Source organism: Pseudomonas sp. LSJ-87 (assembly GCF_032971465.1).
Taxonomy (GTDB): Bacteria; Pseudomonadota; Gammaproteobacteria; order Pseudomonadales; family Pseudomonadaceae; genus Aquipseudomonas; species Aquipseudomonas putida_Z.
Genome location: NZ_JAWJYQ010000015.1, coordinates 169,237 through 181,747 on the forward strand (window position 1 = coordinate 169,237; position 12,511 = coordinate 181,747).

Annotated in this window: 10 protein-coding genes and 7 tRNA genes; 8 read left to right on the forward strand and 9 right to left on the reverse strand. The window is 60.3% G+C overall.

Features of this window, described 5'->3' with window-relative positions; genetic code table 11:
• Window positions 1–62 precede the first annotated feature (62 nt).
• The 7 genes from RYH74_RS10905 (at window position 63) to RYH74_RS10935 (ending at window position 8,854) form a co-directional block, all read left to right on the forward strand.
• Window positions 63–1,586, forward strand: a complete 1,524-nt coding sequence (locus RYH74_RS10905; protein ID WP_317409390.1) for a hypothetical protein — start codon at window positions 63–65, stop codon at window positions 1,584–1,586.
• Window positions 1,587–1,721: 135 nt separating this feature from the next.
• Window positions 1,722–4,169 (forward strand): acyl-CoA dehydrogenase, encoded by a 2,448-nt coding sequence (locus RYH74_RS10910; protein ID WP_317409392.1) that lies wholly within the window; start codon window positions 1,722–1,724, stop codon window positions 4,167–4,169.
• Between the two features lie 101 nt (window positions 4,170–4,270).
• On the forward strand, window positions 4,271–4,681 hold the full coding sequence (locus RYH74_RS10915; protein WP_075044124.1) for a PA2817 family protein: 411 nt from the start codon (window positions 4,271–4,273) through the stop codon (window positions 4,679–4,681).
• A gap of 185 nt (window positions 4,682–4,866) precedes the next feature.
• A complete protein-coding gene (locus RYH74_RS10920) occupies window positions 4,867–5,403 on the forward strand; it encodes a fimbrial protein (RefSeq protein ID WP_075044123.1) in 537 nt (178 codons plus the stop codon).
• A gap of 19 nt (window positions 5,404–5,422) precedes the next feature.
• On the forward strand, window positions 5,423–5,761 hold the full coding sequence (locus RYH74_RS10925) for a fimbria/pilus periplasmic chaperone (RefSeq protein ID WP_410902911.1): 339 nt from the start codon (window positions 5,423–5,425) through the stop codon (window positions 5,759–5,761).
• Between the two features lie 49 nt (window positions 5,762–5,810).
• Window positions 5,811–7,745, forward strand: a complete 1,935-nt coding sequence (locus RYH74_RS10930; protein WP_317409394.1) for a fimbria/pilus outer membrane usher protein — start codon at window positions 5,811–5,813, stop codon at window positions 7,743–7,745.
• A 29-nt stretch (window positions 7,746–7,774) separates the two neighbouring features.
• Complete coding sequence (locus RYH74_RS10935) at window positions 7,775–8,854, forward strand: fimbrial protein (RefSeq protein WP_075044111.1); 1,080 nt, start codon at window positions 7,775–7,777, stop codon at window positions 8,852–8,854.
• Window positions 8,855–8,953: 99 nt separating this feature from the next.
• Here the strand turns inward: RYH74_RS10935 and RYH74_RS10940 are convergent.
• The 7 genes from RYH74_RS10940 to RYH74_RS10970 form a co-directional block, all read right to left on the reverse strand.
• Window positions 8,954–9,029, reverse strand: a tRNA-Gly gene (locus RYH74_RS10940).
• 83 nt (window positions 9,030–9,112) lie between these two features.
• Window positions 9,113–9,188 (reverse strand) — tRNA-Gly (locus RYH74_RS10945).
• Window positions 9,189–9,191: 3 nt separating this feature from the next.
• A tRNA-Glu gene (locus RYH74_RS10950) sits at window positions 9,192–9,267 on the reverse strand.
• Window positions 9,268–9,358: 91 nt separating this feature from the next.
• Window positions 9,359–9,434 (reverse strand) — tRNA-Gly (locus tag RYH74_RS10955).
• A gap of 3 nt (window positions 9,435–9,437) precedes the next feature.
• Window positions 9,438–9,513 (reverse strand) — tRNA-Glu (locus RYH74_RS10960).
• Between the two features lie 91 nt (window positions 9,514–9,604).
• Window positions 9,605–9,680: transfer RNA gene (locus RYH74_RS10965), tRNA-Gly, on the reverse strand.
• Window positions 9,681–9,684: 4 nt separating this feature from the next.
• Window positions 9,685–9,760, reverse strand: a tRNA-Glu gene (locus RYH74_RS10970).
• 377 nt (window positions 9,761–10,137) lie between these two features.
• Between RYH74_RS10970 and RYH74_RS10975 the strand changes: the two genes are divergently transcribed.
• Window positions 10,138–10,905: a hypothetical protein gene (locus tag RYH74_RS10975; RefSeq protein ID WP_085664907.1), complete on the forward strand. Its 768-nt coding sequence runs from the start codon at window positions 10,138–10,140 to the stop codon at window positions 10,903–10,905.
• Window positions 10,906–11,032: 127 nt separating this feature from the next.
• On the opposite strand, the gene RYH74_RS10980 is transcribed toward RYH74_RS10975, so the two are convergent.
• Window positions 11,033–11,515, reverse strand: a complete 483-nt coding sequence (locus RYH74_RS10980) for a GAF domain-containing protein (RefSeq protein WP_003260813.1) — start codon at window positions 11,513–11,515, stop codon at window positions 11,033–11,035.
• On the reverse strand, window positions 11,516–12,403 hold the full coding sequence (locus RYH74_RS10985; RefSeq protein WP_238067424.1) for an ATP-binding protein: 888 nt from the start codon (window positions 12,401–12,403) through the stop codon (window positions 11,516–11,518).
• Between the last annotated feature and the right edge of the window lie 108 nt (window positions 12,404–12,511).

Genomic DNA, 12,511 nt, shown 5'->3' on the forward strand with positions numbered 1-12,511 from the left:
TAGTTTTTTCGGGAAACGCCAACCACTACCTTGACTTCAGGCCCACACAGAGGTACTGAAAGATGAAAGACAACAAAAGTGAGATCCCAACAGCTTTAGCGTTTTCCGGATATTGTCATTTAGACACCGTTCATCGCCAATCGGATGTTTATTACAGTAACCAGGGACTCAGCACCAATAACAATGAGCTCATCATCACAAAACGAGACCTGATTACAGGTAAAAGCTGGGAAAGAGCCGCACTCCATCTGGGCCCTACCAAGCATTTCTATGATACTTACTTCAGAACAGCCGAAATTAGTCGACGCGTGACCGCAGACAGCCGAATAATCACCAAAAAAGATCTAGGCATGCGAGGAAGCATCATCACTGAAATAAAAGACTACGGCCCAGGCGATGAAAGAACCCTATCATTTAAAATCGACCTGGACGAAAGCTACCTGACACTCAATACCCAGACATCTGACGAACTGAGATGGCACTGGAACACCTCCCCCAAACTGACATGGAGTGGCAAGCCTGAGGACATATCCATCTTCGAGAATCATTACTTCAAACAAAAAAACCTTTTACTTGACCGGGTAGCTCTAGAGCAACGGAATTTCAATCTCTGGATTTATCTGGACTTCAGCATCGAACACGACATCCTTTGGCAAGCCTACTCCGAGCCGCAAAAAAAATTCAACAACGCGTTCACCCCCGAGCCTCTGCCTCCTTTTATAAACGAGCATGAAGACGATCTCGTTATTTCACTTTACGCCAACCACTTCCCCATCATAAGTAACGGCACCCCACCCGACGACATAGGACTTTTCCCTGGCATACTTTCCTCTCCCTCAGGCTGGCCGTACATCATGGGTAGTCCAATCGGCAAGGACTCTTTTCTTTGCCTCTTCCGCAACGCCAATTCTTCCAATACAGGCAACAACAAAGCTGCAGGACTCTCGACCGCTATTCACCCGCTACCCTTGGCCACGACCATCTCATCGACCGCAGGGCCACAGAAGCTGATCGCCAACCCACAATCCGCCAAGCCTACCTGGAGCGTGGAGAAACCGAGCGCAGGATCCATCAAGACCATTGATGGCGCTCAGCACTATCAGCCCCCCGGAGCCCTCAGCCCCAACGCGATTGCCAACCCCGATTGCAAGACCCTCATCCCCGCCATGCTCAAGAGCAGTACGCGGCAAATACTCCTGCCGGCAGTGGCCGATATCCTCAAGGCCACCACCAGTACCAGTGCAGCCTACGCCACCTGGGTATCGGAATACTTCGCTCAAACGCACTATTTCAAGGCCGCGAAACAATCGGGGAAACTGCAGCTGTCGATGTACTACACCGCGATGACAGGCAAAGAAGTGGCCGTGCCATTAAAAAACATCGCCTGGCATGTTCTGTCAGGCAACGGCAAGGTCGACAGCCAAGGGGTATTCACGCCTGACAGCAAGGCGCCGTCACTCTACACGGTGATATTGGCCGTGGATGTTGACGAGACCGAGGCGGATCAAAGCTGGTACTGGGCCATGACCATCATTCCACACCCGTTCATCGAGGTAGACGCCATGCTCGAGCTTTTCACCGACTAGCAACTGCATCGCCCAAGCATCACGGCGTGCGAACTCCGCCAGCCGTGCTCTGTCACTGTTCTGAGCAGGCCTTTGCAGCAAGGCTGTCTACGCTTGTTGCATCGGCTTGAAGCCCACGGTCACGGAGAAAAGACTATGTTGCTGTTGTGGTTGGCGGTCATGGTACTAGGCGCAGCCTATCTCACCCACCGGCGCTTGCCGCCCTTGCAGATACTCGGCGCGGTGGCAGCCTATGTGCTGCTGATGGGCCTGTTCGGCAATGCACCCGGCTGGCTGTTGACGGTGTTGTGGCTGGCCCTGGCACTCAAAGCCGCTTTGCTCATGCTGCCGCAGTGGCGCCGCCAGGTGCTCACACGCCCCGTTTTCAACTGGTTCCGGCGCACGCTACCGCCCATGTCGCAGACCGAACGCGAGGCCATCGACGCCGGAACCGTGTGGTGGGATGGTGAACTGTTCAGTGGCCGCCCCAACTGGCAAACCTTGCTCGACTACCCGTCACCCACGCTGACAGAAGAGGAGCAGGCGTTCATCGACGGCCCCACCGAGCAGCTCTGCGCCATGGTCAGCGACTGGCAGATCGGCCAGGATCTGGACTTGCCGCCCGAGGCTTGGGCCCATATCAAGTCACAAGGCTTCTTCGCCCTGATCATTCCCAAGGAATATGGCGGCAAAGGCTTCTCGGCCTATGCCCATTCCCAGGTCGCGATGAAGCTCGCCACCCGCAGCGGCGACCTGGCGTCAACCGTGATGGTGCCCAACTCTCTGGGGCCTGCCGAACTGCTGCTGCACTACGGCACCGAAGAACAGCGAAACCACTATCTGCCACGCTTGGCCCGGGGCGAAGAAATCCCCTGCTTTGCCCTCACCGGCCCAATGGCCGGGTCCGACGCGGGCGCCATGCCAGATACCGGCGTAATCTGCCGAGGGCAGTGGCAAGGTGAAACCGTGATCGGCCTGCGCCTGAACTGGGAGAAGCGCTACATCACCCTGGGGCCCGTCGCCACCCTGCTGGGGCTCGCATTCAAGGCCTACGACCCGGACCACCTGCTGGGTGACCGCGTAGAGCTGGGTATCAGCCTGGCATTGATCCCTACCGATACACCGGGCGTGGAAATCGGCAAACGCCACCTGCCCCTCGGTGCCGCATTCATGAATGGCCCCAATAGCGGCAAGGATGTCTTCGTACCGCTGGACTTTCTCATCGGCGGCAAGGATATGCTCGGCAAGGGCTGGATGATGCTGATGAACTGCTTGTCGGTCGGCCGTTCGATCTCCCTGCCGGCCGTCGGCACTGGCGCGGCCAAGTACACCAGCCTGGTGACAGGGCAATATGCCCGCATCCGCGAACAGTTCAACGTACCGCTGGCCGCGTTCGAGGGCATCCAGGAGTCTCTGGCGCGCATCGGTGGCAACGCCTGGCTGATGGACAGCGCCCGCTTGCTGACCACCAAAGCCGTGGATCTGGGTGAAAAACCCTCGGTGCTGTCGGCCATCCTCAAGTACCACCTCACCGAACGCGGCCGCGAATGCATCCGCCACGCCATGGACGTGCATGGCGGCAAGGGCATCATCATGGGGCCCAACAACTACCTGGGGCGAAACTGGCAGGGCGCACCGATTTTCATCACCGTCGAGGGCGCCAACATACTCTCGCGCAACTTGATGATCTTCGGCCAGGGCGCCATTCGTTGCCATCCGTTCGTACTCCAGGAAATGGCCCTTGCCGGGCGTGAGGACCACGACCAGGCACTCGACGAATTCGATGACCTGTTGCTGAAGCACATTCTGTTCGCGGTCGGCAATGCCGCCAGCACACTGGTGCTTGGCCTGGGGCTGGGGGCACTGGAAAAGGCCCCCGGCGACAGGTTGAGCCAAGGCTACTTCCGCGCTCTGAATCGCCAGGCTGCCGCCTTTGCCCTGCTGGCCGACCTGTCGATGATGTTGCTGGGCGGGGCGTTGAAGCGCCGTGAACGATTGAGTGCCCGCCTGGGCGACGTATTGAGCTACCTCTACCTGTCATCTGCCGCACTCAAGCGCTACCACGACCTGGGCTCGCCAGAGTACATGCAGCCGTTGCTGCGTTGGGCCATGGAGGAAAGCCTGGGCCAGGCGGAAAGTGCCTTGGATCGTTTGCTCGACAACTTCCCCAACCGCTTCGTCGGCTGCGCCTTGCGTGTGCTGGTATTCCCGTTTGGGCGCCGCCACACCGGGCCGAGCGACGAACTGGATGCCGAAGTGGCCGAGTTGTTGGGGCGCCGCAAGGGCGACCCAGCCCTGGAGCAGCTACTGGCCGGCTGCTTCCGGCCTGAGGCCGACGGTGATGCGGTGGCGGCGCTGCAACGTGCTTGCGATGCGCTGGACGAAGCTGCGCCCTTGCACAAGCGGTTATCCCAGGCGCTCAAGGACGGTGTCGTGCAGCCAGCGCCAGGGCAATGCCCTGTCGAAGCCGCCGTACAAGCGGGCGTGCTTCAAGAGCAAGAAGGCCAGCAACTGCAGGACGCCGAGCAGGCGCGCCGGGCGGTGATCGCAGTGGATGCCTTCGACAAGCAATACTTGCAGCCCATACCGGGGCAAGTACGCTAAGCAGCATTCGAACAGGGCCGCCACACGGCCCTGCCAGCCTTCCACCTGGCCATAACCCACGTATACTTCGCGCCCGTTCCAACCATTTCGAGGACCTCACCATGGCCACCCCCAACCTGGACTATCACCTGCAACTGCTTCACCATCTGCGCACCATTCTGGTTGCCTTGGGTGAAGCCGACCAGGTACCAGAGGAAAGCCACGCCCTGTTCCTCGAACGCTTCGACGAACTGCTCACCTTGCTCCCCCAGGACCCGCTGGAAAGCCAATACCTGGGGCAGGACCTGATCTGCCAGGTCATTCAGCGCTATCCGCAAATTGCCCATCTGGTACCCCGTGACTTGCTGTGGTTCTTCGGTGGTGACTGCCTGCACTTCATGCCTGACGAAGAGCTGGCGCTTTATCAGAGCCTGGAAGAGCGTCGCTACGAAGCCGAGCAGCGCGGTGAGCCCTTTGACTGGCATCAGCAAAAGCAGCTTTCAAGCCAGGCAGGTCAGCCCACGAATGACTGACACCTGCGGTGATTCACAGGCAAACGAATGATCCACGGCAGATGCTGATTTAACTTACATACCCACCGCCCCCTCCCTCCTAAGCTCCCCGTCCCGGCTGGTTTCACAAGACCAGCCGGTATCACAGATCCGGCCTGATGCATGTCTTGATGTCGGGCCTTCACTAGAAAACGGGGATAACAGTCATGAAAAAGCTTCTGACAACCGCAGCCCTGGCCATGAGCCTGAGCAGCACGGCATTCGCCAGCGACTTCATTGAGTTTAACGGCACTATCACCAGCGGTACATGCGCGATCGAAATCGTCGACCCGGCAACCGGGAGCAAAATGGATCGCATCTCAATGGGTAACGTCGCCAGCGGGCGCTTCACGGCAATTGGCAGCGAAGGCAACCTTCGCCCTTTCGCCATGCGCGTCACTCCCGGCACTGGGTGTGATACCTCCACCAACCAGGGCTATGTAACCTTCAACGGCGCTTTCGGCAGTGCAGGCACTGGCGGCGAGCTTCACGCGCTGGAAGCTAGTGGGGCAACCAACCTGGGCCTGGCCATCAAGGACAAGACCAACACGCTGATTGCCAATGGTAGCGAATCCAAGCCTTACGACCTGGATGACACCAATCCCACCGACATGCTGTTCTATGCGGCCTACCGCGCCACCGCCATCCCTGTCACGGCAGGCGCTGCAAACACGGTCGTCAGCTTCGTCTTCGACCTCAAGTAACACCGTTCCAGGCCGCGCCATGCGCGCCTGGATCCACCCGCTACATATGGGCCTTCACATGAAATCCATCCACCGCTCCCTCGGCTTGCGAAAAGCCATGCTCGGCATTTGTCTGGCCGCTTGCCTACCTGCCGCCGAGGCAGCCCTGACCATCAGCAATACACGCGTGGTTCATTCAAGCGATGCGCGCAACTCTTCGATTGTGGTCGCCAACCCCAGCACCAAGGTTTTCGCCGTACAAACCTGGGTCAATACCCATGAGGACGACACCAACACGCCCGTCCCCCTGATAGCCAACCCGCTACGAGATAGCACTCAAGGACCGTTGGGTGGAGCGCGTGACCCTGCCGAGCCATGACCGTGGTAGCTGGCGGTTCAAATATGAGAGCACCCCCTCGACACAGAACATGACCTGCCTGACAAGGGTCGAGACGCCCCAGGGCAGCATCGAGACGATCACTTACGACGATGCCGGTCACCAGCTCCTCTCCGGCGCCCCCGTGCTCCGCATCCCACGAGTCAAGACCCACACGGTCGACCCCGGGACCAACCAGCCGGCCTTGACCACCACCTACAGCTACCCCAACGACCGCAACTTCCTGGGCTTTGGCAGCGGGCTGAATTGGGAAAAGGACAAGGACAACCTGTACCGGGCAGGCAGCGACTACTTCTATGAAGTCCACCTCAGCGAGGCCAGCGAAGACAAAGAGTTGCGCAGGTCCAGCTACCGCTATAACCGTCATCACCTGCTGACTCTGCAAACCACCGCGCAGTACGGCGATGTCATCGAGGATGTGACGGAAGATGCGCGCAAGCAGGACTGGCACATCCAGGAAATCGAGACGGTTTACCACGAAACCCCGGACGTGAGTTTCGACGATCAGCTGAACAACTTCCAGCTGCCCCACACCGTGACCGAGCGCTGGCGGCTGGCAAGCGACAGCACCGTCCTGCGCGAAGAAATTACCATCACCGAGTACGATACCGAGCATGGCAACCTGATTTATGAAAAACAGCCCACCCTGTATGGCGGCGCACTGACCAGCGACAACTACCGCGCCAACGCCTTGGGGCTGGGCAAGGACTTTGGCGCGGCCGGCGCATTGTCGTTCGATGTCACCCATGCCCGCAGCGACCTGGGCACAGCACTTGGCCAGGTCAGCGGCAACAGTTACGCCGCCCGTTATGGCAAGGCATTCCCTACCCGTACACACCTGCGCTTTGCCGGTTATCGCTACTCCACCGAGGGCTTTCGCGACTTTGACGAAGCCGTGGCGCAACGGAACAACGACCACCACTGGCTAGGCAGCCGCCGCAGCCGCCTGGAAGCATCGGTCTACCAGCAACTGGGCCGCAGCAGCTCGCTCAGCTTCAACCTGAGCCAGGATGACTACTGGCAAACCCAGCGCCAGCGCCGTCAATACCAGTTTTACTTCAACACGCATTACAAAGGCATCAACTACAGCCTCTTCGCCTCGCAGTCACTCAACAAGACCCACGAGAACGACCGCATTCTCGGCCTCAGTCTGTCGTTCCCTCTGGACTTCGGCCTGGGCAGCAGCGTCACCCTGGACACCCAGCATCAGGCGGGGCGTTTCAGCCAGCGCGCCAGCCTCAGTGGCGGAGCATTGGACAACCGCCTCAATTATCAGGCGGCTCTGGCCAATGATGGCCAGCAGAACAAGAGTGCCGAGCTATCGGCCGGCTACCTGACCCCGCACGCCAACTTCGGTGCCGGCTATTTTGAAGGCAACGAGTACCGCAGCCTGTCGGTCAACGCCAGCGGCTCTGCCCTGGTGCACGGCGATGGCCTGGTGTTCAGCCCCAATTTCGGCGAGACCAACGCGCTGATCCATGTACCCGACACCCCCGGCGCGGGCATGGAAAACGCAACCGCAGCACGCACCAACGCCAAGGGTTATGCCCTGGCACCGCACCTGCAGCCCTATCGGATCAACCGCCTGACACTCACCACCGACCAGCTCGAACCGGATGTGGAAATCGACAACGGCACGGCCCAGGCCGTACCGAGACGAGGCGCAATCGTGCAGCGCACGTTTGCCGCACGTCGCGTTGCGCGCCTGGTGCTGACCCTGCTGAACACCGAGGGCAAACCATTGCCCTTCGGTACCCAGGTCAAGGATACCCAGGGCAAGACACTGGCGGTGGTGGGACAAGGCGGCCAAGCGCTGGTGGCTACCGAAGCAACCAGTCAGGTGCTGAGCGTGCGATGGGGCGAGCAACCGGCCGAGCAATGTCAGCTGTCGATCAAGCCTGCCAGCATGCGTCAGCAGCAGGGCTTCTACCTGCAAACCCTGACCTGCCCCGCCACTGAAGCCTGATGACTCTTGCCCAACAACGGAACCTATTCATGCGACCTCAACGATACCTGCCAAGCTTGTTTGCCTTGGGGCTTGCCCTTGGCACACAGCTCATCAGCCTACCGCAGGCCCACGCCATTTCAGGTTGCACCTGGCAAGGGGCGAGCGGCCCGGTCAGCCACAGCGTCAACCTGGGCGAATTCTGGGTGCCCAGGGATGCCGAGCCCGGCACCGTCATCGGCTCCGTCCAACGCCTGGTTTCCCAAGACCCCTTGAATCGGGAAATCCGCTGCGACAACGACGGCACCGGCGTACTGACGTTCCTCATGCCTGCCACCGTACCGGTGCATGGCAAACCGCTACCGCCCGTCAACGGCTGGGACGTCACCGGTAAAGTCCTGGAAACCGGCATTACGGGGGTCGGCCTGTACATCCGCCTCAACCACCCCTATACGGGTGCCAACAACGGCTTTCGACCCGTCGACGATGTGGCCATACCCTATGAAGGCCGCAATACGGTAAACATCTCGCCAACACCGCTGTTGATAAACGCCTTGAGCGCCAATTACTACCTGATCAAGACTGGCCCCATACCGGCAGGCCGTACCCACTTCAACACACGAGTTGCAACAGGCACCGTCACCGACCTCGGTCCGGCACTTCAGCTGAGCGTGGGAGCAGGCGTAAACCAGGCGCAATGCACGCTCAAAGCCGATGCGGTGAGCGACACCCCCGTTCGCTTGGGCAGCCACGATGCCGCCACCTTCTCCACGCCCGGTGATGCTTCGCCGCCGGTCAACTTCCACATCACGTTGAGCGACTGCGATGATGACCCGGCCGGCAGCGTGGCACGCGCGCACATTCGCCTCGAAGGCGCACTGGGTTCAAGTGTGATCGACCCCAGACTCGGGTTATTCAGCCTCAATGACAGCGCTCCGGCACAAGGCATTGCCATCCAGCTACTGCGCAGTGACAGCTCACCCATGACGCTTGAGCAAGACGAGCCGGTAACCTGGCTGACGCTCGGCGACACACGCCTGGATTTCAAGGCACGTTACTACCAGATTGACCCAAAGGTTTCGGCAGGGCCTGCCAGCGGGGCACTGAAATTCACCATCAGCTATCGCTGATGCCCTATGCCAAGGGCGCAGGACGCGCCCACTGGGGCTTGGGAAGCCAAACATGTAACGCAAAAAGGGACCCGAAGGTCCCTTTTTGCGTTACATGTTTGGAGCGGGAAACGAGACTCGAACTCGCGACCCCGACCTTGGCAAGGTCGTGCTCTACCAACTGAGCTATTCCCGCATTGTGAAGCTTTACCGCTATCGGCGTGAAGCGCCTTGAGACCTTCACCACCACTGCACCGCATAGACGCCACAGCATTGAACTGGAGCGGGAAACGAGACTCGAACTCGCGACCCCGACCTTGGCAAGGTCGTGCTCTACCAACTGAGCTATTCCCGCAAATGGCGTCCCCTAGGGGACTCGAACCCCTGTTACCGCCGTGAAAGGGCGGTGTCCTAGGCCACTAGACGAAGGGGACACACGACACTTTTCAGTGCACCAGGTTTGAACCTCACGATTCAGCCTGGATTTTCTTTTCCTGCCCCGCCATTAGGCGCTGCCGGAGAAACTGGAGCGGGAAACGAGACTCGAACTCGCGACCCCGACCTTGGCAAGGTCGTGCTCTACCAACTGAGCTATTCCCGCAAATGGCGTCCCCTAGGGGACTCGAACCCCTGTTACCGCCGTGAAAGGGCGGTGTCCTAGGCCACTAGACGAAGGGGACACACGACACTTTTCAGTGCACCAGGTTTGAACCTCACGATTCAGCCTGGATTTTCTTTTCCTGCCCCGCCATTAGGCGCTGCCGGAGAAACTGGAGCGGGAAACGAGACTCGAACTCGCGACCCCGACCTTGGCAAGGTCGTGCTCTACCAACTGAGCTATTCCCGCAAATTGGCGTCCCCTAGGGGACTCGAACCCCTGTTACCGCCGTGAAAGGGCGGTGTCCTAGGCCACTAGACGAAGGGGACACGCTGCTGGCATTACTGCCTGCTTTCACTCCCTGCCGCGTTTCGCTGTGTGCTTTACGCTGCAAGTGGCGCGCATTCTATGGATGGTTCGGACAGGCGTCAACCCCTTTGTAGAAATTTATTTAAATCAATGACTTCCGGGTGAGTTGGGGTGCAGATGCGGGAGGGGTTGCCGATATAGGGAGAGGCAATCCTGTGCCGGCCCTTTCGCGGCTAAAGCCGCTCCCACAGGGACCGTGCGCAGCTTGAAGGCAGTGCCGTACCTGTGGGAGCGGCTTTAGCCGCGAAAAGGCCGGTACAGGCATATAGCCGCTATTCGCCCCCCGGCAAACTCACTACACTCAAAGCTGTAATTCTTCTTCAATGAGGCATTAACGGTGACACCACTTCTGATCACCCTGCTCATCGTGGCGGGTATCGCGTTGCTGATCGTGATCGGCTACCTAAACAATGTGGTCGAGAACGGCAAGCTCGAGCGCGCCCGGATGAAGGTCGAGCTGGCCGACCGCCTGCGCCGCTGTGGCGAAATCACCGAGACCTTCCCCGGCCAGTTCATGACCCCGGCGCTGAAGCTGCTGCTGACCCGCCTGGAGCTCAACCTCAACCAGCGTCAACTGGCGATGGACAAGCACAATGCCGAAATCAAGGCGCGCATCGCCGAACTGGAGAGGCTGATTGCCCAGGGCGGGCAAATTCCGGTGAACAACCCGCCCAACCCGATCCAGACCGAGATCAAGGCCAAAGATGTCCGCTTCCTGCTGGAGGCGTTGCACAACCAGGTGACCCGCGCCGCCCAGGAGGGCTTCCTGCCCACGCCCGAGGCCAAGCAATGGATCAAGGAAATCCGCCATATCCTGGTGCTGCTGCATATCGAGTTCTTCAACAACCTCGGCCAGCAGGCCCTGCAGCAGAACCAGCCAGGCCAGGCGCGCCTGGCCTTCGAGCGCGGCGTGCAGTACCTGCGCAAGCAGCCGGAACCGAAGGTGTATGAAGAGCAGCTGACGTACCTGGAGAAGCTGCTGGCCCGGGCCAACGCCCAGGTGCTGGACCGCATGGCCCCGGCGGAGGACGAGCAGAATGAACTGACCCAGGGGCTCAAGACCGATGAGGAAGAGACCTGGAAGAAGAAGGTGATGTACGACTGATGCTTTAACCTGTACTGGCCTCTTCGCGGCTAAAGCCGCTCCCACAGGGACCGCATCGCCCTCAGGCTTGATGCCATCCTTGTGGGAGCGGCTTTAGCCGCGAAGAGGCCGATACAGGCAACGACCATCAGCAGTCGGTCAGTTCCAGAAAAATCGCCGCCAACCGCTCCAACCCCACCTGATCCGCCTCACTGAAGCGCCCAAGCTTCGGGCTGTCCAGGTCCAGCACACCAATCAACCTGCCCTCCTTCACCAGCGGGATCACCAGCTCGCTGTTGGACGCGCTGTCGCAGGCAATGTGCCCCGGGAACGCATGCACGTCCTCTACCCGCTGGGTCTGCCGGGTGGCCGCTGCCGCCCCGCACACGCCCTTGCTGAACGGGATGCGCACGCACGCCACCTGGCCCTGGAACGGGCCCAGCACCAGTTCTTCGTTGCGGTTGAGGTAGAACCCCGCCCAGTTCAGGTCGTCCACCTGGTTATAGAGGAACGCCGAAAACTGCGCGGCATTGGCGATGAAGTCACGCTCGTCGGCAAACAGCGCCTGCACTTGCGCCGCCAGCAAGTTGTAGCCGTCGAGGCCGGCGCCACTGGCATTGAGGTCGATCATTTACTTTTGCTCCAGCAATTGCAGCCCGACCCAGTAGCGGGCGAACTGATAGGCACAACGGCCATTACGGTTACCGCGGCCGGTGGCCCAGCGCACGGCGAGGATGTCGAGTTCTTCGCTGCGCTGCCAGGCCAGGCCGGCAGTTTGCGCGAGCTGGCCGATCCAGTGCTCGACCACGTTCAGGAAGTGTTCCTGGGTGAAGGGGTAGAACGACAGCCACAGGCCAAAACGGTCGGACAGGGCAATCTTGTCTTCCACCGCTTCGCTGGGGTGCAGCTCGCCGTCCACGCGCTTCCAGTTCTCGTTGTCGCTCTGCTTCTCCGGCACCAGGTGGCGGCGGTTGGAGGTAGCGTACAGCAGCACGTTGTCGGGGGCCTGCTCTAGCGAGCCGTCGAGCACGCTCTTGAGCACCCGGTAGTCGCCCTCCCCGGCTTCGAACGACAGGTCGTCGCAGAACAGGATGAAGCGCTGCGGCAGCTTCTGCAGCTGCTCGACTACACGCGGCAGGTCGGCCAGGTGGTCGCGTTCGATTTCGATCAGGCGCAGGCCGGCACCGGCGTGCTCGGCCAGCAAGGCACGTACCAGCGACGACTTGCCGGTGCCGCGCGAGCCCCACAGCAGTGCATGGTTGGCCGGCATGCCGTTGATGAACTGATGGGTGTTGCGGCCCAGCTGGTCACGCTGCAGGTCGACGCCGATCAGGTCGCTGAGGCGGATGTCCAGGCTGACTTCCAGCGGCAGCAGGTAGCCGCTGCGGCCATCGCGCTGCCAGCGCGCGGCCAGGGTGGCGGCCCAGTCGATGTTCGGGCGCTGGGCCGGCAGCAGGGGTTCGAGGCGGGCCAGTACCGATTCGGCGCGGTCCAGGAAAGCAATCAAGCGAGCGTCCATCAGGGCTCCTGCAAATTCAGATTCGGGGCTGCTGTGCCGGCCTCTTCGCGGCTAAAGCCGCTCCCACAGGTTTATCACCGCCCTTGAGACCTGTGATGTACCTGTGGG